At 44.8% G+C, this 25,618-nt stretch carries 19 protein-coding genes and 1 pseudogene; 8 read left to right on the forward strand and 12 right to left on the reverse strand.

Features of this window, described 5'->3' with window-relative positions:
- Positions 1-381 precede the first annotated feature (381 nt).
- The gene (locus AC1DXF_RS18645; protein WP_477450213.1) at positions 382-1,035 is read right to left on the reverse strand and encodes a DedA family protein; all 654 of its coding nucleotides are present in this window, start codon (positions 1,033-1,035) and stop codon (positions 382-384) included.
- Positions 1,036-1,203: 168 nt separating this feature from the next.
- Between AC1DXF_RS18645 and AC1DXF_RS18650 the strand changes: the two genes are divergently transcribed.
- On the forward strand, positions 1,204-1,590 hold the full coding sequence (locus tag AC1DXF_RS18650; RefSeq protein ID WP_477450214.1) for a hypothetical protein: 387 nt from the start codon (positions 1,204-1,206) through the stop codon (positions 1,588-1,590).
- 111 nt (positions 1,591-1,701) lie between these two features.
- On the opposite strand, the gene AC1DXF_RS18655 is transcribed toward AC1DXF_RS18650, so the two are convergent.
- The 4 genes from AC1DXF_RS18655 to gldG all read right to left on the reverse strand — a co-directional run bounded on the left by AC1DXF_RS18655 (position 1,702) and on the right by gldG (position 7,036).
- Entirely contained in the window at positions 1,702-2,448 is a 747-nt protein-coding gene (locus AC1DXF_RS18655) for a DUF4397 domain-containing protein (RefSeq protein ID WP_477450215.1), read from the reverse strand.
- Between the two features lie 4 nt (positions 2,449-2,452).
- On the reverse strand, positions 2,453-3,157 hold the full coding sequence (locus AC1DXF_RS18660; RefSeq protein ID WP_477450216.1) for a DUF4397 domain-containing protein: 705 nt from the start codon (positions 3,155-3,157) through the stop codon (positions 2,453-2,455).
- A 315-nt stretch (positions 3,158-3,472) separates the two neighbouring features.
- Positions 3,473-4,597, reverse strand: a complete 1,125-nt coding sequence (gene dnaN / locus AC1DXF_RS18665) for a DNA polymerase III subunit beta (protein WP_147056306.1) — start codon at positions 4,595-4,597, stop codon at positions 3,473-3,475.
- 33 nt (positions 4,598-4,630) lie between these two features.
- Entirely contained in the window at positions 4,631-7,036 is a 2,406-nt protein-coding gene (gene gldG, locus AC1DXF_RS18670; RefSeq protein WP_477450217.1) for a gliding motility-associated ABC transporter substrate-binding protein GldG, read from the reverse strand.
- A gap of 325 nt (positions 7,037-7,361) precedes the next feature.
- Here gldG and AC1DXF_RS18675 point away from each other — a divergent pair, with 325 nt between their 5' ends.
- Positions 7,362-7,760 carry a response regulator gene (locus AC1DXF_RS18675; RefSeq protein ID WP_477450218.1) on the forward strand — a complete coding sequence of 133 codons (399 nt, stop codon included), beginning with the start codon at positions 7,362-7,364 and terminating at the stop codon, positions 7,758-7,760.
- Between the two features lie 56 nt (positions 7,761-7,816).
- Here AC1DXF_RS18675 and AC1DXF_RS18680 read toward each other — a convergent pair whose 3' ends face one another.
- The 3 genes from AC1DXF_RS18680 to AC1DXF_RS18690 form a co-directional block, all read right to left on the reverse strand.
- Complete coding sequence (locus tag AC1DXF_RS18680) at positions 7,817-11,971, reverse strand: hybrid sensor histidine kinase/response regulator (RefSeq protein ID WP_477450219.1); 4,155 nt, start codon at positions 11,969-11,971, stop codon at positions 7,817-7,819.
- A 183-nt stretch (positions 11,972-12,154) separates the two neighbouring features.
- Positions 12,155-14,662 (reverse strand): cation-translocating P-type ATPase, encoded by a 2,508-nt coding sequence (locus AC1DXF_RS18685; RefSeq protein ID WP_477450220.1) that lies wholly within the window; start codon positions 14,660-14,662, stop codon positions 12,155-12,157.
- 36 nt (positions 14,663-14,698) lie between these two features.
- Positions 14,699-15,559 carry a universal stress protein gene (locus AC1DXF_RS18690; RefSeq protein ID WP_477450221.1) on the reverse strand — a complete coding sequence of 287 codons (861 nt, stop codon included), beginning with the start codon at positions 15,557-15,559 and terminating at the stop codon, positions 14,699-14,701.
- A gap of 179 nt (positions 15,560-15,738) precedes the next feature.
- Here AC1DXF_RS18690 and AC1DXF_RS18695 point away from each other — a divergent pair, with 179 nt between their 5' ends.
- The 4 genes from AC1DXF_RS18695 (at position 15,739) to AC1DXF_RS18710 (ending at position 20,103) form a co-directional block, all read left to right on the forward strand.
- Complete coding sequence (locus tag AC1DXF_RS18695) at positions 15,739-17,460, forward strand: M28 family peptidase (RefSeq protein WP_477450222.1); 1,722 nt, start codon at positions 15,739-15,741, stop codon at positions 17,458-17,460.
- Between the two features lie 64 nt (positions 17,461-17,524).
- Complete coding sequence (locus AC1DXF_RS18700; RefSeq protein WP_477450223.1) at positions 17,525-18,826, forward strand: 4Fe-4S dicluster domain-containing protein; 1,302 nt, start codon at positions 17,525-17,527, stop codon at positions 18,824-18,826.
- A 27-nt stretch (positions 18,827-18,853) separates the two neighbouring features.
- Positions 18,854-19,300: a DUF2750 domain-containing protein gene (locus AC1DXF_RS18705; protein WP_477450224.1), complete on the forward strand. Its 447-nt coding sequence runs from the start codon at positions 18,854-18,856 to the stop codon at positions 19,298-19,300.
- An 11-nt stretch (positions 19,301-19,311) separates the two neighbouring features.
- Positions 19,312-20,103, forward strand: a complete 792-nt coding sequence (locus AC1DXF_RS18710; RefSeq protein ID WP_477450225.1) for a (Fe-S)-binding protein — start codon at positions 19,312-19,314, stop codon at positions 20,101-20,103.
- A 252-nt stretch (positions 20,104-20,355) separates the two neighbouring features.
- Here the strand turns inward: AC1DXF_RS18710 and AC1DXF_RS18715 are convergent, their stop codons facing one another.
- Both AC1DXF_RS18715 and AC1DXF_RS18720 read right to left on the reverse strand, forming a co-directional pair.
- On the reverse strand, positions 20,356-21,351 hold the full coding sequence (locus tag AC1DXF_RS18715) for an EamA family transporter (protein WP_477450226.1): 996 nt from the start codon (positions 21,349-21,351) through the stop codon (positions 20,356-20,358).
- Between the two features lie 7 nt (positions 21,352-21,358).
- Positions 21,359-21,805 carry a DoxX family membrane protein gene (locus AC1DXF_RS18720; protein ID WP_477450227.1) on the reverse strand — a complete coding sequence of 149 codons (447 nt, stop codon included), beginning with the start codon at positions 21,803-21,805 and terminating at the stop codon, positions 21,359-21,361.
- 82 nt (positions 21,806-21,887) lie between these two features.
- On the opposite strand from AC1DXF_RS18720, the gene pdxR reads away from it, so the two are divergent.
- On the forward strand, positions 21,888-23,387 hold the full coding sequence (gene pdxR, locus AC1DXF_RS18725) for a MocR-like pyridoxine biosynthesis transcription factor PdxR (protein ID WP_477450228.1): 1,500 nt from the start codon (positions 21,888-21,890) through the stop codon (positions 23,385-23,387).
- Here pdxR and AC1DXF_RS18730 read toward each other — a convergent pair.
- The gene (locus AC1DXF_RS18730) at positions 23,362-24,072 is read right to left on the reverse strand and encodes an SIP domain-containing protein (protein WP_477450229.1); all 711 of its coding nucleotides are present in this window, start codon (positions 24,070-24,072) and stop codon (positions 23,362-23,364) included. The genes pdxR and AC1DXF_RS18730 overlap by 26 nt on opposite strands.
- Positions 24,073-24,148: 76 nt before the next feature.
- Complete coding sequence (locus tag AC1DXF_RS18735) at positions 24,149-25,000, reverse strand: helix-turn-helix domain-containing protein (protein ID WP_477450230.1); 852 nt, start codon at positions 24,998-25,000, stop codon at positions 24,149-24,151.
- A 313-nt stretch (positions 25,001-25,313) separates the two neighbouring features.
- On the opposite strand from AC1DXF_RS18735, the pseudogene AC1DXF_RS18740 reads away from it, so the two are divergent.
- Positions 25,314-25,618: pseudogene (locus AC1DXF_RS18740) on the forward strand (hypothetical protein); the annotation flags it as partial.

Here is a 25,618-nt window from a genome sequence, read left to right on the forward strand (position 1 = left end):
GCGAGCGATAGCGTGGCAATCGCGAACTGTGCAAGTCCACCCTGCATAGTTCGCGATTGCTTCGTTCCTCGCAATGACATAGATTGAATAAAAAACATACTTGATAATCAGTAACTTATAAACAAGTCATTATAAGACGCCTGGCAATCGCGAACTGTGCAAATCCGCTTTGCATTCTTGCGATCGCTTCGTACCGCAATGACATGGTTAAGATAAAACAGAAGTTTTTCTTATTTCAGGACTCCACCGGGTACGCGCCTCGGCATAATGCACACTTAGCCTATGGGGTGCCGAAATAAATTCCACATGATTTTGTTAGTATTTCGCCAGGAAAATGCCGTTCTGAACTTGTTTCAGAATCTTACAGGATGGTAGATTGCATTATTCAACAGTCTTCTTAGCCGTTTTAGCTTTAATAGCCGCATAAATGGGCGGCACTACAGATATCAGTATAATTACCATTACCACAATGGTAAAGTTTTCCTTTACCACCGGGATATTGCCAAAAAAGAAGCCGATCAGTAAAAAGCTAAGCACCCATGACGCGCCGCCAACAATATTATACAAACTATAGCGTAAAAATGGCATACGGCCTACACCCGCTACAAATGGGGCAATGGTACGGATGATAGGCAAAAAGCGGCTGAAAATTACGGCTTTACCACCGTGTTTATCAAAAAAGGCTTTGGTTTTAAGGTAGTAATCCAGCTTCAGGATCTTATTTTCTTCTTTAAATACTTTGGGGCCAAGGTAACTGCCCAGCAGGTAATTTACAGTATTACCGGCAAATGCTGCAATTAACAGTATAATAGCCAGCAGGTAAATATCAAGGCCCGAATTACCGCCGGCTATAAGTGCGCCTGCAGCAAACAGCAGCGAATCGCCGGGTAAAAAAGGGGTAACAACAAAACCGGTTTCAGCAAAAATGATGGCAAACAGGATCAGGTATGTCCAACCCTGGTAGGCGCTGGTTATTTGCACCAGGTGCTTATCAATATGCAATATAAAATCGATGATACTTTTTATTATTTCCACTTTTTTAAATTTTGCCCAAAAATAGGAATATAAAAAGAAAAGGTGGATGTAATCGCTTTTAAACTTTTGCGGGTATGTATCGGTATGCAGTTTCTGGTTAGTGTGCAAGGATGCTTATTTTAAAAAGGCGATCACTTATCTTAGCAACAGATATAAAATAGCCACATTATGGAAGAAAAAAAGTTTTCTGGTTTAAAGGAGTTTTTACTCAAAATACCACCAATACAGCCAGGTATAGGTAGTGGAACATTTGAAAATGGCTTATGGTGGATCAAATTTAGTCTTGACATCGAACATCCACTCGCATGGCATGGAGTACAAGAGATCGGACACGTAGTTAACTACCTCTCTTTGGAACAAAGATTACCTACCGTATTTTATCCTGTTTCACCCCCACCTTATATGAATGGCGGTCCAAATGACTTTCTTTCATGGGTAATTGAATCAAAAGACATTACGTTTACTCCTGATGATCTTAAAGAGTGGCTGGAAGGAAGGTTGCCTAATCCAGTGGATGACTTAAATAACTGGCTCACGGACGATGAGCTTGAATAGCAAAATATAATACGCACTTGGCTGAGTCAGCCAGGTGTTTGTTTTACAACCCTACAATCAACATAACTCTTCCGGCTTTGCCAATGGTTAATCGCGATAATCACCCTCCCCCTACTGCGTAGTTTTTTCCAACAAATTATTGGTTAAAACCGCCGCGCCAAAAGCAACCGAGTCTGCACGGCCCACTATGCCCTGGGTATAAATGGTGTATGCCCGCCCATCCAGCAGGCTAACGTTGCTTAGCTTGTATTCTGTTTTTGTGGGGGTGGTGTGTACGTTTATAGTAAAGTTATAATTGCCTGTTGGCAGGTTTACATAAGGAGTAAGCGTGTTAAATGTAACACCCGCCGTACTGGTTACCAGCGTATCATTAGCCCTTAAATCTAAAGCCGGCGATGATGGCGAGGTGTGTGCAAACCTTACCTTAGCCCGGCCTATTGGCGGCAAAGTAGCGGTATCCAACGATAATATGGAATTTTTTATAGTACCATCTTTTAGGTAGCCGGTTAAAAAAATGGTGTACTTGGCATTACTCCTTAAAACGGTATCTATCTCAAAAGGGATATTTACTGCCGCCGCGGTGGCCGTGCGGAATTGCAAGGGCGGCGTAATTGTCGCCAGTATAAAATAACCCGAACTGGTTGGATAGGTATATGTGGTTGTACTTTGCTTAACCGAGTTTTGATACAGGTTTAAAGGCTGTACGTCCGGGCTTAAATTGATGATCTGCAACTTCGTGTTAGTGCCTGTTATATTTGTTGATTTACCGCACGATGCTATAAAGCACAGCAACAACACCAATGGCGCAGCGCCGGTAAGTAATGACAGCAGTAAGCCGTTTTTATGTTTATTATTCATTGTATTATTCGGCGCCATTGTTAAATAAGCCGGTAAGGATGCCCAGGTTGCCCGCAGGTACCGCTGTACCGTAACCATAAAAGGTATATATATTTCCTGCAGATATCGTCACCGTATCTACTTTAGGAATAGTTGGATAGGCCGCGCGGTAAATTCCTATGTAGTGCACACCCGTTGTAATCCGCGTAAAAGCTGTTGTGGTTTTATAAGGAACGTTACTCATTTTCGGGGTATCAGTTATTCCTCTTAAAACAAAATTCATGTTACCGGCACCTGGCGAAGCGTTTACATACCTTATTTGCGCGTACTTGGTTAAATTTGTGCCTGTGTCGGGTACCCAACTGTCCTGGCTGCTAAATACATCGTCGCTGTTTGTGTTTGCAACATAAATTGTATAACCCTTGCCGGTATCTGCCTGAAACGGTTTATTGTAAAACGGCGCCGAAATTTTATCAACCTTAAACGAATAATTTTGAGTACCGGCAATAACATTTAAGTACCCCAGCGTACCACCAGGATAATAGGTGCTGGTGTTATTAAAGCGGGTACCATTTATATAAAAATTAACATTGCTGTTTGATAAATTTATAACGCCAACAACCGATGTAGCTGTCGAGGCTACAGCAGGCGCATCATCGCTCTTTTTACAGGATGCCCAGCAGGCGCCGGCTGCTGCAATAAAAAACAAAACCTTTATCCTGGTATTCATATGAGGTTAAAAGTGGTGAATGGTGAGTAGTGAGTGGTGAGTGGTGAATTACCGTGGATGGGTAAGCCTTCGTAGAGACGCAAATATGCGTCTCCCGCATTCAGGGCTACCGCGCTATTCCGCAATTCTGATGGGATACACAAATGTGTGTTTCTAAAATAAGATGTTTTAAGGATCATTTTAAACAGTTCAACACTCATAATATAAATACATCACTAATAACTGCTTCCCCTCATTTTTGTTATCCGGGTCGAACAAAAAAGTCCGGTTTTTAAAGCCGGACTCTGTTTTTGGATTTATAATTTAAGTTTACACTTAAGCATAGCTATTGAGCATCACCGGCATAACCAGCATCAGCACATCTTCATTTTCATCCCCACCCTGTGGCAGCAATAAGCCGGCACGGTTAGGGGTCGACATCTCCAAAGATACTTCTTCGCAACTTAAATTCTTCAACATTTCTATTAAAAAACGTGCGTTAAAGCCAATTTCCATATCATCGCCCTCATACTGGCAGCTTAAACGCTCGTGGGCCTCGTTTGCAAAGTCAATATCTTCTGACGATATGTTCAGTTCGCTGCCATTTATTTTAAGCCTTACCTGGTGGGTTGTTTTGTTGGCATAAATAGCCACACGGTTTAACGAGCCCAGGAAGGTAAGCCTGTCGATAGTTAATTTATTAGGATTGTTTTGCGGGATAACCGCCTCGTAATCGGGATAACGCTCATCTATCAACCTACAAACAAGGTTAATGTGGTTAAATTTAAAGAACGCGCTGGTTGAGTTATACTCTACAGATACGTTTACATCATCGTTTGGTAATGCCGATTTTAGCAGCGTTAAAGCTTTTTTAGGCAATATAAACGCGGTAGTGCTTGCTGCTTTGGCATCCTTACGGCGGTAACGTACCAGCTTGTGGGCATCGGTAGCTACAAAGGTAAGGTGCTGCGTGCTTAACTGACAGTAAACGCCCGTCATGGCGGGGCGCAACTCGTCGTTACTTACCGCGAAAATGGTTTTGTTAATAGCCTCGGCCAAAACAGATGCAGGCAGGTTTACTGACGATGCGTTTTCAACAACGGGGATCTTCGGAAAATCTTCGCCATTTTCGCCGCTCAGTTTGTATTTACCATCACCGGCGTTTATTTCAATAGCAAAGGTTTGGTCATCAACCGAAAATGCAACAGGTTGCTCTGGCAACGACTTTAAGGTCTCTAACAAAATACGCGATGGTATGGCTATACGGCCGTTTTCCTTAGCTTCAACAGTTAAGGAAGTGGTCATGCTGGTTTGCAGGTCGGTTGCCGAAATGGTTAAGTTTCCTTCCTTTATCTCGAACAAAAAGTTTTCCAGTATAGGCAAAACAGTGCTGTTGCTTAAAGCACCGCTTACTGCCTGCAGTTGTTTGAGTAATGTTGTGGTAGAAACAATAAATCTCATATGGGTCTAATTAATCTATCAAAAATATAAAATTTAATGGGCATACTTCCGCTTGCGGATATAATGTTGAAAAATAGCACATATTAACACTAAAGCAAGTGGGCCAACCGTATTTACCAGTTGCCAGTACAATTTTTCGTTGCGGATGCGGGCGCGGTTAAGCAAGCGGATCTTGATCTCTTTGGTACGCAGGGCAATAAGGCCCGAATCGTCCGTCATATAATCGGCAATGTTAAGCAACAGGTTTTTGTTACCGTAACTTTGTTGGGTATAATGGTCATATCCCAGCGGGTACGGCGACCCATCGCGCCCTATCTGATTTTTTAAAATGTCGCCATCACTTATAACTACCATTTTGGTGGGCACGCTTTCGGGCATAATGGTTACTGCCTCACCCAGGCTATCGGGCAGCGGGCGGTTGCGCCAGTCGGATGTAAACCTGCCTTCCAGCAATACGGCTACCGTTTTTGGCGTACCCTGAAAATCCTTGGGGTTTGGCTCCTGCTCCAATGCCTGTAACGACAGGATATGGGGCGCGCTTATCTTTTTATTATAGGGCGATGATGCCAGCAGGATAGTTTTTTTTACGTTTTTGGTATCCAGCAAATCAATAGTGCTGGCAAATTCGCTGTGTATGGCATCCAGGTTTTTTACTATCGGATGTTTGGAATAAGGCATAAACAATGGGTAGTACAACCAGGGCAGCATCTGGATTTGCGCTTGCCCTCCAACATCGCCGGTGGCTATTGGTATCGGCGAGCAGCTCATATCGGCAATCAAATCATAATTGATACGCACCCCGTAACGGAACAGCTGGTCATCCAGGTTAAGTTGTTTGGGGAACGACATTTGTTCGCCGCCGTGGCCGCGCAGGCTATCCAGTTCGGCGCTTACCTGGTCAATGGTCCACAGCACTTTGCCGCCGCGCATAATATACTGGTCCAGCTTAAACTTTTCCAGTTCGGTAAACTTCTGGTCGGGTTTTGGGATAACCAATAGTTTAATGTTTTGCAAAGCTTTAAACGGAATAGTAGCCAGGTTTAACCTGCCCACTTCGAAACCATCCGACAGCGATTTCATGGCATCGTTCAACTGCACATCGGTAAGCTCATGATGGCCTTCGGTAAAACCAATCTGCGGTTTGCCGCCGCTTACCGCTTTTTTTATGGCCGATGTAAAGGCATACTCTAAATTCTGGATGGAGTTGTTTATCTGCTCGTCATCTGACAAGCCCATCCGGGTTTGGATCAGGTTAACAGCAATCTCCTTATCGCCGGCTTTTACCAGCGCTTCGGGGAAGATCAATTTTTGCGATACGCCATCATCTGTTTTCCAGCTTTTTTGCTGGCCCAAAATCCCTTTCGATTCAAAGTCTTCATAGGTTTGCTTTTGCATATCGGGCGTCAGCTTTTTTAACGATGCTAACAGATCAACAAATTCAAACTGCAAATTGCCGTGGCTATATGATTTTAAATCATTAAGCATATCTTTTGTAGCGCTTTGCAATCGCCTTAGGTCGCTCGGGAAGCCGCTGCCTTGCAGATACACCGTAACGTTAACCGGTTTGGGCAACTTATCCATAATTTGCCTGCTGATGGGTGATATGGTAAAGCGTTTTTCGGTAGTAAAATCAAACCGGGTAAAGGCAAATTGGGCAACAATGCCAATCAATACAAAAGCCGACAACAAGCCAATCATAACCGTAGTATTTAGCTGTTTTTGCCGCTGCTTTATCAGTATAAATAAGGTAAGCCATATAAAAGCGCTGGCCACCAATAAAAAGTAAACCAAATCGCGCGTATCCAGCACACCGCGGCTTACCGATTGGTAATGCTGCGTAATGCCCAGGCTTTGCAGGCCCAGGCCCTGCAGGGAAAGCATCTGGCTCAGGGAATCAAACCCGCTGTAAAAAAAGAAACAAAGGAAAACCGCGATGGTAAAAGCGATAATCTGGTTTTTGGTGAGGGATGATGCAAACAGGCCAATAGCCGCGAATGCCGCCCCCAATAAAAACAAACCGATGTACGAGCCGATAACCGCGCCGGTATCGATATTACCTTGCGGCGTACCCAGCACACTTACCGAATAATAATAAACCAGCGTAGGCAGCAAGGCAAAAAGTACGATGAACAGACAGGCAAAGTATTTGCCCAGCACAATTTCCCAGTCTTTTAAAGGCCGGGTAAAAAGCAGCTCAAAAGTACCTTCTTTACGTTCCTCGGCCAGCGAGCGCATGGTGATGGCCGGTATCAGGAACATGAACAGGTAAGGCGCGGTACTAAACAGGCTGTCGAGGCCGGCATAACCGTAATCCAATATGCTGGAATCGGGGAACACCCAAAGGAACAAACCCAAAACCAGTAAAAAAACGCCAATGGTAACGTAAGCCACCAACGAACTGAGGTATGATGTTATTTCTTTTTTGAGGATGCTAAGCACTGCCGTATATAATATGCTGAAACGCCGAAATTACAACAATAATATTTAAAGTGGAAAGGTGAGTTGTGAGTTGTGAGTTGTGAGTTGTGAGTTGTGAGTTGTGAGTTGTGAGTTGTGAGTTGTGAGTTGTGAGTTGTGAGTTGTGAGTTGTGAGTTGTGAGTTGTGAGAAATCGGCCAGACGCTTTATTGTTTTAATTATTTCAAACTATTTTTCGAAAAGCAACATTAACCAATGACAAGCGCAACGACAATGACCAATCAATGACCGGGAAACAAAGTCATTGGCATTAAAATTGTATCGAAGCTACAATAAACGCAAAGATTATGTGCCGGCTTTTGATAATTGACGATAACCCGATTGAACACCTTATTTTACAGCGGATGATTGACTCCGGTAAGCTCTTTCAGGATGTTTCACATAGTTCGGATGCCCGGTTACAAATTGAATCGCTAAGGGAAAACTGTAGGTTTAATGATAAGCTTCCTGATTTGATATTTTTAGATCTTCATATGCCCGATTTTAACGGGTGGGAATTCCTGAAACACTTTAAGGAGTTAATTCCCCTTTTTAACAAAACAGTTGATGTGTATATTGTGTCATCATCCATTGATCCCAGGGATTTTTCAAGATCGAAGAACTATCCATTCGTCAAATCGTTTGTCTCAAAACCTTTTAGTAAACAAAATTTAAACGATACGTATTTAAGGTATTCGGCAGCGTAAAGCTCTTTAATCATCCGTTTTGGTAATTGATTCACTTCAGTCAGCCGAAACAGGATTTAATAAACCTGTGTTTGTTTCCACCACCTTTCTATAGCCGAAAGTATCTCGTCCAGATTTATAGGTTTGCCCAGGTAATCATCCATGCCGGCAACAAGGCAGGCACTCCGGTCTTCGGGCATGGCATTGGCCGTCATTGCCACAATAACAGGCTGATGGACGTTTTCCAGCCTGATTCGCCTGGTGGCCTCCAGCCCATCCATCTCCGGCATCTGAACATCCATAAAAATCAGCCCATAGTTTTTGCGGGCAAGCGAATCTAAAACTGCCAGTCCATTCGGTGCTACATCAGGTGCATAGCCCATTTTTGTAAGTATGCGTACGGCCAGTTTTTGATTAATCAGGTTATCTTCTGCTATCAGAATATCTATCGGATACTGCCGGGCAAACTCTACAGTGAACAGGTTTCCACGTACATGGGGTTCGTGGGCCACATCAACCTTTTTTAACTGGCTAATAATTGCTTCATAAAGCACATGGTATTTAACCGGCTTGGCTACCACAGCATTAAAAAGATGGGGTTCTTTTTTGTACTGCTCGTGGCTTGCAGGCCCAAGCAAAATCAAGCGCACTCCCGGATAATTGGCGTGTATAAGCCTTGCCATCTGGAAGCCATCCATTTCGGGCATATTAAAATCGGCTAATACCAGGTCAATCTTATCATTCACAGCCAATATTTCAAGGGCCTCCTTCCCCGACCCTGCCGCTGTTGCTGTAAACTCCCACTGCTCAAGCTGCGCCTGCAATACCCGGCGACTTGTGTCATTATCATCTACAATCAATATATGTTTTTCTTTTAAGCCCGCGTGGTTTTCCAAATGACCGGCGGTTCCACTTTTATGCCCTCTTCTTGATTGAATATGGAAACAAAAGGTAGTACCTACCCCAAATTCGCTTTCAACTTTAATGTCGCCGCCCATCAATCCTATAAGCCGTTTACTAATGGTCAACCCCAGCCCGCTCCCGCCATATTTGCGGGTTGTGCCCGAGTCAACCTGCGAAAAAGCCTGAAAAAGTTTGTCTAATTTTTCGGCCGGAATCCCTATCCCGGTATCGCGGACGCTAAACGATAAAGTAAAATCCTGGTTGTGGCCGGGCACCATACTAACATTAATAACAATCTCGCCCCGAACTGTAAACTTAACAGCATTGCTCACCAGGTTAAGCAGCACCTGCCTCAGCCGCAGCTCATCGCCAAAAACAACAGCCGGAACATGGGGGGCAATGTGGTAAAGCAACTCCAGGTTGGGTTTAAATGCCCCGCCTGCAAATACATCCAAAGTACCTTCAATACAGTTCCTCAGGTCAAAATCATTTTCATCCAGCTCCATTTTCCCCGATTCTATCTTCGAAAAATCAAGAATATCGTTAATTACGGATAACAACGCATCGCCGCAATTTTTAATGGTCTCGGTATACTCTTCCTGCTCAGGGGTAAGTTGCGTACCCGATAAAAGCATGGCCATGCCCACTACACCGTTCATCGGCGTACGTATCTCATGGCTCATGGTAGCCATAAAAAGGCTTTTAGCCGCGTTGGCGTGCTCGGCCTCCATGCGTGCTTTATGTTCATCAATAGTCATTTTGGCAAGCAGTTCGGTACGTTCCTGTACCTGCCGCTCCAATACCAACTGCCGCAGTTTTATAGACCTTACCCGGTACCTGAAAAGCCCGTAAATGGCGGAGGCCCAAAATATAACTGCCAGTAATTTGAACCACCATGTTAACCAAAATGGAGGTACGATGATAATTTTAAGGGCAGTTGTCACCGGCGACCATTGCCCGGCGCTATTCTGGTACTTTATTTTAAAATAGTATTCGCCGGCAGGCAGGTTGGTGTAGGATGCCGTGTTCCTGCTCCCAACTTCACTCCACTGGGTATCATAATTCTGCAGGATAAAAGCGTATTTTTTCCTGTCGGCAGAGGCAAAGTCGAGGGCAGCATATTCCATCGAGATATCAGATTGTCTGTAAGATAGGGTAATACTCCTCGTATCAGCTATATCCTGCTTCAGCGCGTTTGGATCATCGGCACCTATTACGGTGTTTATCGGCTTATTAAAAATAAGAAATGACGTTACAAGCACCGGCGAAAATGGTGCCGGCCGGGCTATCCGTGCCGGGTAAAAAGCATTAAAGCCGTTGATACCCCCGAAAAAAATCTCGCCACTGTTTGTCCTTAAAGCCGAATGCGGTTTAAAGTCATCGCCCTGCAAGCCATCTTCGGTAGTGTAATTTTTAAACAACCGGGCAACCGGGTTGTACATCGATATGCCGTTATTGGTACTTACCCAAAAACTACCGGCGCCATCCTCTTTTATCGCATAAATAATATCGCTGGCCAGGCCATCTTTTTTGGTAAAAACCGTAAAATGCCTGGTAACCGGGTCAAACAAATTAAGGCCGCTGATAGTGCAAAGCCATAATTTACCTTTGCTATCTAAAAAAATATCCGTAACCGTATTACTGCTCAGGCTGTTTTGGTCATCATGGTGCCTGAAATGGGTAAAAATGCCGGTTTTATTATCTAACAGATCAAGCCCGTTATCATATGTGCCAATCCATAAGTTGCCGTTACGGTCTTCGCATAAATCATAAATGCGGTTACTGCTGATGCTTTGCGGGTTATGCGCATCGTACCTGAAATGTTTAAACTTCCCGGTTTTACGATCATAAAAGTCGAGTCCGTCATTAAATGTCCCCAGCCATGTGTTTTGATCTTTGGTATGCAATATGGCGTAAATGTTATTTCCGCCTGGCCCATCCGGTTTAGCGGGGGTTACTTTAAAATTTTTGAATATGCCCGTTTTAGGGTTAAATACGCTGAACCCATCGCCCCAGGTGCCAATCCAAAGGTTTCCATCAGGATGTTGGGTTGTAGTTAGCACATAATTGCCTGTAATACCGTTTTTGCCGGCGGGCGGCTGTTTATAATGCCTGAAGGCCCCGGTTGATCTGTTGAACAGGCCAAGACCACCACCATCCGTACCTACCCATATATTTTTATCGCGATCTTCGAACAAATCAAGCACAAAATTGCTCGAGAGGCTTGATGGTGAAGAATTGTGCTGGTAAAGGGCAAAACTCGAAGTTGCCTTTTTATAAAGATTTATTCCGCCACCAAAAGCGCCCAGCCACATATTGCCGGTTTTGTCTTTATAGATGGCATTAATGGAGATACCTTTTATACTGTTATTGTCAATATCATCATGCTGGTAATTATAAAGATTACCGGAAGCATCCAGCAAACTGAGCCCTCCATGCTCGGCCCCTATCCAAATATTACCATTATCATCCTGGCCCAGGCTATTGACCGTGTTTACCGAAGTGGTATTGCCAAGGCTATCTTTATTTTTTATATGCCTGAAGGTATGTTTTGCGGGGTTAAATACAAAAACCCCTTCGGATATAGTGCCCAGGTACAGGTTGCCGGTTCTATCTTCATAGATGCAGAAGATATGACCGCCCGACGTGCCTGCATCGGCATCTGAATATTTAAATCTCGAAAAATTATTACTTGCCGGCCGGTAAAGGTTTAACCCGCCGGCCGTTCCCACCCACAGGTTATGGTGTGAGTCGGTAAAAACCGTATATACCTTGTTATTGCTCAGGCTATTACTATCCACGTTGGAATGTGTGTAATGCCTGAACTTATTTGAATGTACATCGAGGTAATCAAGACCACCGTTTTGGGTTGCTACCCACAAATTGCCGGCGCCATCAAAGCTTAGCCGGTTAACCACATCTGTAGCTAAACTTGCCGGGGCATGGTCATTATGCAGGTACCTGATAAAGCGGCCGGAAGCCCTGTCGAACTTATTCAATCCACCTTTGGTGGCTATCCATATATTTCCGGATTTATCTTCGGCCAAGTCACTGATTACATTATTGCTTAACGAACTGATGTTAGCCAGATCGAACCGATAGGTGATGAATTTATACCCATCGTAACGGTTAAGGCCATTCCCGGTGCCAATCCACATAAACCCACGGCTATCCTGTATAATACAGCTTACATCAATCTGCGATAGCCCGTCCCTGGTTCCGATATGCTCAAACTTCAGGCTTTGGTTTTGCGCAAAGCAAACCAGCGGCATGCCCGCAATTAAAAAGGCGTAAATCCATAAATGAATAATTTGGTTGGCTTTAAGCACGAATTGTATAATTAGGTATGCGCACTGTGGTTTGTGGCAGTGCTACAAGTAGTTTACGTATTTTTGCGCTACAAGTTTCGTTTCCAAAACGCCGGACACATTTTTTTAAAAACAGGTCAAATATTTCGGCACTTTAATTCTTAAATGCCAATAAATTCCGCATTATTCGCCTGGGTGCAGGTTTTATCTGAATTGGTTTGCCCTTCGCTTTCTCCACTTAACAATTTCATACCAGGCAACCGATAAAAATCCGGAACCAAAAGCAAATGCCAATTTAAAAAAACTCAACGATGCAAACCCAAAAAAAATGGATAAAGGTTTTACATAAAGCAATAAGCCGGAAATAATTATGGTTATACTAATTATTAGCAGTACCAAATTGTTTTTATATTTTATGGTTGTAAAAAGCGAATAATAAAAAGAGCGGTTCACCAGCGTAAGCAATATATTGGCAGCTATAAGGCAGGTAAAAACCATGGCACGGGTTTGCGGCTCATTTAACCCGGCTTTTACCGCCCACTGGTAGGTAACTAAAGTTCCGGCGGTTATCATTAGCCCCTGCGCAACGCTGGTGGCTAACTCTTTCCAGTTAAAGAAAGTAGTGGTAAATGGCCGGGGCTTTTGCAGCATGGTATTTTTTTCCATGGGTTCATTTTCGTAGATGATTGAACAGGTAGGCCCCATAATCAGCTCTAAAAAAATAATATGCACAGGCGAAAATATGTTAGGATATACCCAACCGAGCGCCAGCGGGATAAACACTGTTAGTATGATGGGAATGTGTATAGAGATGATATACTGTATTGCCTTTTTAAGGTTAGTGTAAATCCTGCGGCCCATGGCCACTGCATCGGTCATTTTTGATAAATCATCTTCCAGCAATATGAGCGACGCGGCCTGCCTGGCAATTTCTGTTCCCTTTTTGCCCATAGCTATACCAATGTGCGCGGCTTTAAGTGCCGGCCCATCATTTACGCCATCGCCGGTCATGGCCACAATCTCCCTTTGCGATTTTAGCGCATTAATGATCCTGAGTTTTGCATCAGGGTACATGCGGGTAAAAATGTTTAGCTTTTTAACACTTTGCCCAAGCTGCTTGCTATCCATTTCCATCAGCTCGTCGCCGCTGATGCATTTATCGGCACCCTTAAAATCAATTTGCCGCGCAATTGCGGCAGTGGTAGCGGCATTATCTCCGGTTACAATCTTCACCGTTATACCTGCTTTATAAAAAGTTTCAAGTACCGCTTTTATATTTTTTTTAGGCGGATCATAAAAAGCCACCAAACCTTTAAACGCAAATTCAAATTCCTGTTGGGTAGCCGGAAAATCGTTCCCGGCAAAATGAGCTTCTGCCACAGCTAAAATACGATAGCCTTCAGATGCAAGTGCGTTAATAGTAGTTTGTAACTGCTGTAGTTCGGTTTTAGCCAGGCCGGCTATCTTCATTATCGCCTCAGGCGCCCCTTTGGCTGCTATAATCCGTTCTTTATTGTCGTTTTCAAACAAGTGGGTCATCATGGGCGGCTTACCCCCCAGCGGATATTCATGAACCATTTTATATCGGGGCCTTTCATCGGCTGCAGCCATTTTCGCGTACGCCTCATGCAAGGCAATTTCCATAGGATCAAAAGGAATAGGCTCGCTGGCCCACATGGCCAGCCTGATAAGGCCCCGTTCAGGTTCATCGTATATGCCACCTGCATCGGTAACCTTGCCCGATTTAAGCGCGAAAACCTTAACCAGGCTCATTTTATTTTCGGTAATGGTACCGGTTTTATCGGTACATATAACAGATGCGCTGCCCAGGGTTTCAACAGTTTTCATTTGTTTAACCACTATACCCATTTTCATCAGCCGCCAGGCACCTAAGGCCATAAACGAGGTAAAGGCAACAGGTATCTCCTCGGGCAAAATACTCATGGCCAGGGTAAGCGCCTTGATCAGGCTATCAGTAAGGTTGCCGGAATGGCTGTAGTTAATAGCCCATACAATAATGAAAACAATGGCGCCTGCAATCACCATTTTTTTTACAAAATTATTGATCTGAATTTCAAGCGGAGTCTTTTCTTCGGTAATTGCTTCCAGGCTTTTACCAATAGCACCCAACCGGGTTTTATTGCCAATAGCCGTCACTTTGGCTATGGCCAACCCACCAGTTACGGTTGTGCCCCGCAAAATTTTATTATCTGTTGCCGATTTATCTTTGTAAACGGGTAGCGATTCGCCGGTAAGGATGCTTTCATTCACCGAAAAATCATTTGATTGTATAATTACGCCATCGGCCGATACAGAGGTACCCTCTTCAACAATCAAACAATCGCCAATAACCAGGTCTTCGCTTTTTATTGCTATTACAACACCGTCCCTTATCACTTTGCAGGTAGGCTGCGAGAAATCCTTAAGTTTATCAAGGGCACTCCGGCTCCGCGAATCCTGGTATAGCGAAATGCCTGATACCAATATAACGGCCGATGCCAGGAAAAAACCGTCGCCATTTTTCCCGCTGATAAAATAAATAACCGCGGTAACCAATAGTAAAATAACCATGGGCTCCCTGGCAATACTTTTTAGGGCATCAATAAAACCGTTTTCTTTTTTATAACTAAGGCTGTTGGCGCCATATTTTTGCCTTGCCTCTGTAACCTCCTTGCTGCTTAGCCCTTTTATATCCATGTTATGCAGGGTCATTTTGGACTATTTTGAATCAGGTGATAGTAAAATTAACTACTTACTCATATCTGCAGGAATAACCATTAGCGGGATATGGTGATGGCCAAGGGCTTTTTCGGTTGTAGATTTCTTGAAAATGCCCGAAAGGAAGCCATGCTCATAATGAACCAATGCCAGCACATCTGATCCGTTTTCTTTACAAAGGCGGTTCAGCCTGTCAATTACATCCTTTCCCCTTACCTGTTTGTAATGTATGCCCGAAGCTTCGAATTTTTTGAGGTGTCTGAACAAAGCCTTCTCTTTATCGGGGTCCTCATATTTTTCAAATACCGATACATGTACAATTTCCATCTCAAAATTCAAGGTTGTGTTCAGTTTGGCCAGGTAGGTAATGGCATCATCATCAAATGGTTCAAATGCAGTTGCCAGAGTGATCTTCTTTAACTTTTTCAGCGTGGCTTTTGGAGGAACAATTAAAACCGGGCATAATGCGTGGTCAACCACATCCATGGTATCGCTCCCGAAAAAAAGATGATTAAGCGGGCTGTTTAAACTACTGCCCATTACTATAAACGATACTTGGTTTTTATTAATAATTGTTGTGATATTGTTTCCCAGCGGGCCTTCGCCACATTCAGAATATATCTGGGGCTTAAATTCATGGCCGGTTCCATTGCTATTAAAATGGCTCAATTGCCTGGTCAGTTGATGAAGCCGGGAGGTGCTGTCTTTTTTCTGCAAAATAAGTTCATTGGCCGATAGCGGCCCGCCGGCATAAGCCGGTATTGCCGGCTGGTTATAGTAGGAGTTAAAAATAAGAATATCACTGTGCAGGGCTTTAGCAAAGGGCAAGGCGGCTTTGGCTGCGTGGTTTGCATTTTCAGAAAAATCGGTAAGTACGAGAATGGTATTCATATCGCCTGGATTATCAGGTAAAAGTAACCACTAAAAAAAGCTTAACTTATAATGCAGGTCACTAACAAACCTGATTGCTATCACTTTATCAGTCCCCCCCGAAAACTATAGTTACCTGGTTTTTATCGTACAACCTCCACCTATTTTGCTTTATACCCGTCAATCGCTAACTTGCCCTTATGATTAAACCGTTATTAATAACGTTGCTTGCCCTATTTGCCTGCGTTGCGCACGCCCAAAGTTCAAATACTATTGATAGTTATTATCCCCTTTTGCGAAGTACATTTAATGAAGCCAATGCTTATAAAACAGTAGCGTTTGTTGAAAAACGCTGGAGGCTCCCCGGCAATTCGGGTTTTAACCAAAGCATATATGAGGTGGAGAAAACGCTGCAACAGGCCGGCTATAAAAAAGAAGTAAAAGGCGAAGCCGACGGCCCCTTAACTTATCGTATTGAAACCCGCGAAATGCAGCACCCCGCCTGGGAGCCTGTAAATGCTGTGGTAACTATTGAGGGTGAGCCGAGGCCCTTGCTTACATTTGCAACCAACCGTAATATGCTGGCTATTTATTCGGCCAGTACACCGCCCGGTGGCATTACTACCGAAGTTGTTTTTGTTGACAGGGCCGATCTGAAAAACCTTGCCAGTAAAAACGTAAAAGGTAAAATTGTTTTTGCCGAGGCTAACGTGGGCATATTTTATACATCCGCGGTAAAAAATGGTGCGCTTGGCGCCATGGGCTATAACATGCCGGCCTATACCCAGCCCGAAAAAAATGTAAACTCGATCCAGTTTGGCGGCATCAGGTACCAGGATTCATTGAGTCAGAAATTTGGCATCCTGCTTTCATTTGCTGCTAAAGAAAGGCTTAAAGCGGCTTTGCAAAAGGGGCCGGTTAAAGTACATATTGACGTGGAAGCCAAAATATATCCTTCAAAAGAGCTCACTATTGTAGCTAACGCCCGCGGCACAGCCAAACCCGATGAACGTTTTGTGTTTAGCGCCCACGTACAGGAGCCGGGCGCCAATGATAATGCCACCGGCGTGGGTACCCTGGCCGAAATGGCAAGGGTTACCGGCGAGCTTATTAAACAGAAAAAATTTGAGCCCAGGCGTACAATCACGTTTTTATGGGGCGATGAAATTGTATCGACAGGCAGGTATATAACCGAAGATAGCGTACGGGCCAAAGGCATTAAATGGGGCTTGAGCCTGGATATGGTGGGCGAAGATGTAAACAAAACAGGCGGCAGCTTCCTGATTGAAAAAATGCCCGATCCATCGGCGGTTTGGACGCGCGGTAAGGATAAACATACCGAGTGGGGTGGCAGGCCTTTGCAGGAGTCGGATTTGTTTCCGCATTATTTTAACGACCTGGTGCTTAACCGCTGCCTGCAGCAGGGCAGGGATATTGGCTGGGTAGTAAAAAGCAACCCGTTTGAAGGCGGCAGCGACCATACCCCATTTTTGAGGGCCAAAATTCCCGGTTTATTGATGTGGCATTTTACCGATGTATTTTACCATACCGATGCCGACAGGTTGGATATGGTATCGGCACAAGAGATGAAAAACGTTGGCGTGAGCGCACTGGCTACAGCCTATACACTGACAGCAGCAAATGAGGCTACTACATTAATGTTAATTGCCGAGTTACAAAAAAACGCGACCGACAGGTTACAGGATGAATACCAGCTGGGCCTGCAGGCCATTAAAAACGGATCGGCAGCGGATACCGAAAGACACAAAATTGATGTATGGGCAAAATGGTATACCGATGCTTTGGGCAAAATGACAGATATTAACGTTGATGGCAGCACAGCGCCAATAAATAACAGGATAGCAATGGCAAAACAAGCCGTAACGGATTTAAATTTAAAAATTGATGCTTATCTTAAATAATTAAGTAACCTTTTGCTGTTTCAACAATTCCGTTAACTTTGAATAAAAATACTATGCACGCATAATGATTGCACAGGCTATATTTATCATCATTTTAGGGGCCGCCATTTACTTGTTTGCCAAAAACGCAGGCAAAATAAGGCGCAATATACTGTTGGGTAAGGATGTTGACCGTACCGATGAGCCGGCTTTGCGCTGGAAGGTGATGGCCAAAGTTGCGCTTGGTCAAACCAAAATGGTTAAGCGGCCTGTGGCCGCCATCATGCATTTTTTTATCTACGTGGGCTTCATCATCATTAACCTGGAAGTGCTGGAGATCATGATTGACGGTATCTTCGGTTCGCACCGTATTTTTTCGCACCCGCTGGGAGGCTTGTATAACCTATTGATTGGCGGTTTTGAGGTATTGGCAGTACTGGTACTTGTTGCCTGTGTTGTTTTCCTGAGCCGGCGTAACATTGTGCACCTGAAGCGCTTTTCGGGCACCGAGATGACACAATGGCCCAAATCAGATGCCAATTATATCCTTTGCATCGAGATACTGCTCATGACCGCATTTTTAACCATGAACGGGGCCGACTATAAATTGCAGCTATTGCATTTTGAACATTATGCAAAAGCAGGAAGTTTTCCGGTAAGCTCGGTTATAGCACCGATATTGCCCGATAGCGCATCGTCATTGGCGATGCTGGAAAGAGGCTGCTGGTGGTTTCATATCATAGGTATCCTTGCGTTTTTAAACTACCTGCCCTACTCCAAGCATTTTCATATCCTGCTGGCTTTTCCAAATGTGTATTATTCAAACCTGAATAAAAAAGGAAAGTTTACCAACATGGCTTCGGTTACCAACGAGGTTAAGGCCATGCTCGATCCTTCTTTCGTTCCGGAAAACACGGGCGAACCTGCCCGTTTTGGTGTAAAGGATGTAACCGACCTTACCTGGAAAAACCTGATGGAGGCCTATACCTGTACCGAATGCGGCAGGTGTACATCGGTATGCCCGGCAAATATTACCGGCAAACTACTATCGCCACGTAAAATTATGATGGATACCCGCGACAGGCTTACCGAAGTGGGCAACAACCTGGATAAGCACGGCAAGGATCATGACGATGGCAAATCGCTGCTGGATAATTATATCACCCGCGAAGAGCTTTGGGCCTGTACTACCTGCAATGCCTGTGCGGAAGCCTGCCCGGTAAACATCAATCCGCTGGAAATTATTACCGAAATGCGCCGTTACATAGTAATGGAAGAATCACAGGCGCCGGCAAGCCTGAACAACATGTTTAGCAATGTAGAAAATAACGGCGCCCCCTGGAAGTACAGCCAGGCCGATAGGTTGAACTGGGCAGATAACGATTAATTAATTACAGGTTTTTTAAATACGAATATGCTGCAGGATACCGCAACCATCGAACTGAAATATAATTTATTTATTGAACGTGCAGCCGCAGCCAAATCGGTATGGGGATTGAAAAGTAAAACAGGCTGGGCCAATTCCAACTCAAACGATGACGAAGAAATTAGTGTAATTCCGTTTTGGTCGGATAGGGCTTATGCTAAGGCCTGCGCCCGCGACGATTGGAACCGTTACCTGCCCGTCGAAATCATGTTGGCCGAGTTTTTAGAGAGTTGGTGCGTAGAAATGGCAGAAGAGAATGTATTAGTTGGCGCTAACTGGGATGCTCGTATGTTTGGGAAAGAAAGCCCCGCTTTGGAGGTTGCGCTTGATATTCTTAACCTTTTAAAAGCCAGCAACACAGCAATTGTATTTAAAAATTACAGTAGCGTAGATGATTTTATAGCCAATATTAACGAATTGCCCGACGAGTTATAATAAAACGATATATGACCAACTTCAAAATACCCACTATGGCCCAAATGGCCGCCGACGGCATTGAACCCGAAATATTGTTCTGGGTTGGCTGTGCAGGTAGTTTTGACGAGCGGGCGCAAAAAATAACCCGCGATATATGTAAAATACTGTATCATGTAGGCATCAGCTATGCTGTTTTGGGCACAGAAGAAAGCTGCACCGGCGATCCGGCCAAACGAGCCGGTAACGAATTTTTGTTCCAGATGCAGGCCATGACCAATATTGAGGTGCTTAATGGCTATAATATTAAAAAAATAGTAACCGGCTGCCCGCATTGTTTTAATACCATCAGGAATGAATATCCGGGTTTGGGTGGCAATTATGATGTAATACACCATAGCCAGCTGATACAGCAACTGATTGATGAGGGTAAACTGAAAGCCGAGGGAGGCGAAAGCTTTAAAGGTAAAAAGATCACTTTCCATGATCCCTGTTACTTAGGCCGGGGGAACAACGTTTATGAAGCCCCGCGTGCGGCGCTGGAGATACTGGATGCCGAGTTGGTTGAAATGAAACGCTGCAAAAGCAATGGTTTATGCTGTGGTGCCGGTGGCGCACAAATGTTTAAAGAGCCAGAACCGGGTAAAAAAGATATTAACCTTGAACGCATGCAGGATGTAATTGAGGCCAAAGCCAATATTGTAGCTGCCGGCTGCCCCTTTTGTATGACTATGCTTACCGATGGTGTTAAGCTCCGGAATAAACAGGACGAGATCCAAGTGCTGGATATTGCCGAGATTACTGCGAGGGCAAATGGTTTATAGGTCATTGGTCATTGGTCATTGGTCATTGGTCATTGGTCATTGGTCATTGGTCATTGGTCATTGGTCATTGGTCATTGGTCATTGGTCATTGGTCATTGGTCATTGGTCATTGGTCATTTAGGGAAAAGTTTGATTAGCTGACAATTGTTTTAAAAATTTCAAATAAATCCACCAATGACCAATGACAAGCGCAGCGTCAATGACTAATGACCGCGAAGCGAAATGACTAATGACAAGCGTAGCGACTATTCGTCAACAAGCTTTCACCAGCAACTCGCCGGTTGGTAAGCCCGGCATAGGCACTATCTTCTTTTCGGGCGTGGTTTTACGGTATTTAACCAAGTTAATAAGCAATACGCTGATGAGGATAATAACCAAACCTACAACCTGCAATACCGATATTCGCTCGCCCGCAAACAATACACCCAAAAGCACCGCGATAACCGGGTTTACATACGAGTGTGTGCTTACCTGCGTAGCCGACCTTACCTGCAACAGCCAAACGTAGGCGCTAAATGCCCCAATGGATCCAAATATAACGAGGTATGCAATAGCCATCCACGCCGAGGCAGGCACCTGCGCCAAACTAAAACCATCAAATTCATGATGCAGCATGCCCGCGGGGATAAAAGCCAAACCGGCAATAATCATTTGCCAGGCCGTATTTAACCTTGCAGGGCCGTTGTTTGCGTTGTGTTTGGAATACAATGAACCGGCCGACCAAAGTATCGGCCCCAAAATCAGCAAAGCCATGCCCCAAAAAGTGGTTGTATGATGTTTGTCGGCAAGGGCTTTAGCTACCTGTTCGCCAAATAACAGTACTACGCCTGCAAAGCCTATAACCAGCCCGGCTATGGTCGATTTGCTTTTGAAGTTAACACGCCAGTTCAGCCTGTCCAACACCACAAACCAAATGGGGCTGGCCGATACCGTAATGGCAACCATAGCGCTGGGCAAGGTTTGCTCAACCCAAATCACTATACCGGTGGCCATAAATAGCATCAGCAGGCCGCTAACGGCCGAATTGATGATATCCCGCTTTACCCAAATCTTATCACCCCTGTAGGCACACCAACCCAGCATTAAAAGGCCGGCGGTAGTATACCTGAGCGCGCCCATCAGCATGGCCGGGAAGCCATGTACCGCCATCCCGATAAAAAAGTATGTAGAGCCCCAAACGATATAAACCGTCGCGAATGCTATGATTACCAATAGTGCAGGCGCTTTTTGTTGGTTGATTGTTGTCATGATTGTTTTAGTTTCTGTTGATGATTGAATCGATGCTCCATTTATAATCCGGCAGCGTTGCCAGCAGCAGGCTTGCCGCGCTCACGGTAAAAACCGAATAACCTACAGGCGATTCGATACCGCCCGATATGGCCATAGCTAAAGCAAAGGCCAGGCTAAGCAGGCAGCTAAGTGATGCAGCCGTACGGGTAAACAAACCTACGAGCAACAACAAGCCTACGCCGGCCTCGCCAATGGTTGCTATCACAGCCAGTGTTGGGATAATTCCGGAAGGCAAAAAATTCATTACCTGCCGGGCATAATCCATAAAGTGCTGCCAATCGCCCCAGCCTACATGGGGCTGCCCGTGGGCGCCAAAAAAACCAAGGCGATCTGCCACCTCCCACAGGTAACTGGTAGCCAAGGCACCACGCAAAGCGACAGACGGAAGGGCATAATTTTTTATAAGTTGCATATCTTTTTTATTAACTGGTATAAAATTACGCATCAGTTGGCCTATCTTTATAGTCCAGAAAACACAAATAAGATAGTCCAGTATGAAATTCAGCATAGGATTAATCACCATTGATAAGGATGCACAGATAGCGGTTTATCTGCAGATAACCAATAGTATTATCGGGCACATCAGGCAGGGCACATTAAAACCGGCATCGCCCCTGCCCAGCAGCAGGCTATTGGCGGCATCATTAAAAGTTCACCGTAAAACAGTAGTGGCTGCTTATGACGAGTTGTATGCCCAAAGCTGGGTTGATGTGTATCCGCGTAAAGGATTTTTTGTGGCCAAAAACCTGCCCGATGTATCGCCCCGGCCAATCAACACGGCATTAAAACAAAATATATATCCTGAGAAAACCTATTTTGACGTTGACGAAAAAGTACCCTACCCCGGCTTGTTTAATGATGATAAGCCCCGGCTGCTAACATTTGACGATGGCTTCCCCGATACCCGCGTAGCCCCGGTTGAATTACTGGTGCGCGAGTACCGGCGTTTTGCCAATTATCATTTCACTCAAAAATATTTAACCTACGGCCCCGAGCAGGGATCGGTAAACCTGCGTACGGAGCTGGCCCGTTTCCTGGGCGAGACACGGGGCTTACAAGTTACACCCAACGATATTTTGATCACCAAGGGCTCGCAAATGGCCATTTACCTGGCCGCCCAGATCCTGCTAAGCAAAAATGATGTGGTAATTGCCGCCGATCCCGGATATCCCGGCGCCAACGAAGTATTTGAGCAAACGGGGGCCAAATTAAAACTGGTACCGGTTGATGAGCATGGCATTAACCTGGATGCTGTGGAAGAAATTTGCCAACAGAAAAAGGTAAAGCTGGTATACGTTATCCCGCACCATCACCGCCCTACTACGGTTACCCTAAGCGCCGACAGAAGGATGCGCCTGCTGGAACTGGCCCGCAAGTACCGCTTTGCCATTATTGAAGATGATTACGATTATGATTTTCATTACGCCAGCAGCCCCATACTGCCCCTGGCCAGCGCCGATTATTATGGCAGCGTAATATACGTTGGTTCGTTTTGCAAAACCATTGCGCCAGGCATCCGCATTGGCTTTATGGTTGCACCTGCCAACCTGATTGTGCAGACCACCAGGCTACGTAAAATGATTGACCGCCAGGGCGAGCACCTGCTGGAAGAAGCCATAGCCAATCTGCTTAAAAATGGCGACATCGGCCGTCACCTTAAAAAGGCTAATAAATTGTACCATGAAAGGCGCGATATACTTTGCGCCCTGCTGAAAGAGCACCTTGGCAGCTGGCTAAGCTTTAAAATTCCGGATGGCGGCTTTGCCGTTTGGCTTAAATATGCCGATGGCATTAACCCTGCCGACGTGGCCGAAAAAGCATCGGCTATGGGCCTTACCATTAATAACGGCCGCGATTATTTTTACCATAACGCCATCAACTATCCCTACGTCAGGATAGGTTTTGCATCCCTCAATCCTAAGGAACTGGAAACGGCCGTAAAAATATTGGCCGACGCATTTAAAAAACTCAATCCCAAAAACCCTGAAGTTTAATTTGTGCCGATGGATACCCCTGCCCTTTAAGCAGTTTGCGTAACTGGGCCACCATGGTGTTATTGCCGGCTAAATAAAATACGGTGTTCTCTAAACTGTAACGCTGATCGAGCACCCATTCGATGAGGCTGTGATGACCGTAAACATCGCGGCGGGCTATGGGTTCCAACGGAGTCCAAAAGTATTCCTGGAATAATTTACGGTGATGCTCGTTACCAATTACTATCCCGCCCGAAAACCGGGTATGGGGCAGCACCATTTTTTGCAGGGCCAATAAATGCCCCATGCTGCTTTCGTCGCCAAGGGCAACTATTGCCGATGTGGCGACCGGGCTTTGCTTAGTAGTTCCTGTTTTAAGATAATTTACCTTATCGCCCTTTTTTAATAGCCGTGCCCAATTACTGCCGGGCCCGTTATGAGCGGCGTCAACATAAATGGTGCAGGTATGGGTTTCGGCATCCCAGCCCGATGGCGTGTAATCTCTGAAAGTAAGGTTATCTACCTTAAATTTAATGTATGGGATTTCTGTCCAGCCGGTCATGTCTATTTGCGGCAGGTGCAGGTCAACCTCAATTAAAGTGCAGGGCTCCCAATACCTTACTTCCAAAACATTGCCCGTTTGCAAACGACCTTCAAATAGCCTGCCGGTTTTTTGTTTTAATTTTTGTAGAGTGGATGTTTCCATGTGATGTAGAATTATTATCACAAAGAAAAGGCTTATTCATGCCCGATAAAATGGCATACCTGCGGTAATGATTGGACTATTTGCGGTAATCAGCTTTGAAGGCGAGAGGCGTTACGCCTTCTGCTTTTTTAAACAGGCGCGAGAAATAGGCATGATCTTCATAACCCAGCGCGTGCGCAATTTCTTTAACATTCAGTTGGCTATAGTACAGTAAACGTTTGGCCTCCAAAATAACTTCCTGTTGGATCCAGTAACTTACCGGCATCCCCGTAGCCTTCTTCAAAGCCTCATTCAGGTACGTTTCAGACACGTTGAGCTTAGCGGCATAGGCCGACGGGCTTTTGAGCGTACGCACATGTTCAACCAGCAACTTCTTAAAATCCTGCGCCAACTGCACCGGCCGAGACATCAGCATACCTGGTTTACCCGTTTGGCTAAAACACCCGGCGGCTATCCCCAGAAACGACTGCAACAGCGAATGCACAACAGATAAATTAAAAACAGCCTGCTCGTCCTCGCGGTACCGCTCAAATAACAGGTTGAGCAAGCTTTGGCACTGCCGTTTTTGCACATCGTTTAAGGTATAAGGATGCTGCAACAGTAATTGATTTTCAAACACATTACGATAATCGGGCGGTATCAGCATGGTATCCACCGCTATGAACCATCCATAAGCGCCTTCGTTTTGGATGCGGTGGTGCACCTGGCCGGGTAGCACATAATAAAGGCTTGATTCGTGTATCACGATCTCGTTAAAATCCACCATCAGCGATCCCCATCCTCCTTCGATAACAAAAAATATATAATGATCATCGCGGTGCGCACCCTGGGGTTCATCGGCCTTGGGTTTATCGCCCTTAAAAAAACGATTGATCTCCAGGCCCGATGAGGCCCGTTCTTTTAAAAGATGTACAGGAATGTCTTTCATGTTGATGGCGGCAAGTTAAGGGTTATTGTGATTGGGCGTATGAGCGAGGAGTGGAAAATTGTAATACACCTACCCTATCATTATAGTAAACAGCTGATTAAAAGCAATTTAAAAAACATTAAAAAATTTCTATAGGATTGCGTTATAAAAACATCTACATTTGCAGCATGATAATGAATAATCTACATGAGCAAGAGTACTATTTGACTTTTAGTCGAACAGGTACTGCTATGTAAATTACCCAACATAAAAGCATTAAGCCTCTTAGACTAAAAAACTAAGGGGCTTTTTTGTTTTCTAAAAAAATGAAGCGTTGGACAAGTTGGTTAAGTCGCTACACTTTCAATGTGGCCATCACGGGTTCGAATCGGATCAGTCCAAAAAGTTGGGGGAAAAGAAAAAAAGTATTTGTTTTGCGGTCAGAAAAACGAATACTAAAGCATTGCAGTCACCCCACGAAACCCTTGTCCGGCTGATCTTACCTGAAGGCCTTTTAGATTATTTTGAATTGATCAGTGTAGCTCAACTGAGCTCAGGACTTAACATTTACCTGGAAGAAAAGAATATTCCACCTGCCGGTTATGAAACGGTTAAGCTGGAGTCCAAAGGCTTTATGGC

The organism is Mucilaginibacter sp. P2_A5 (assembly GCF_056404995.1).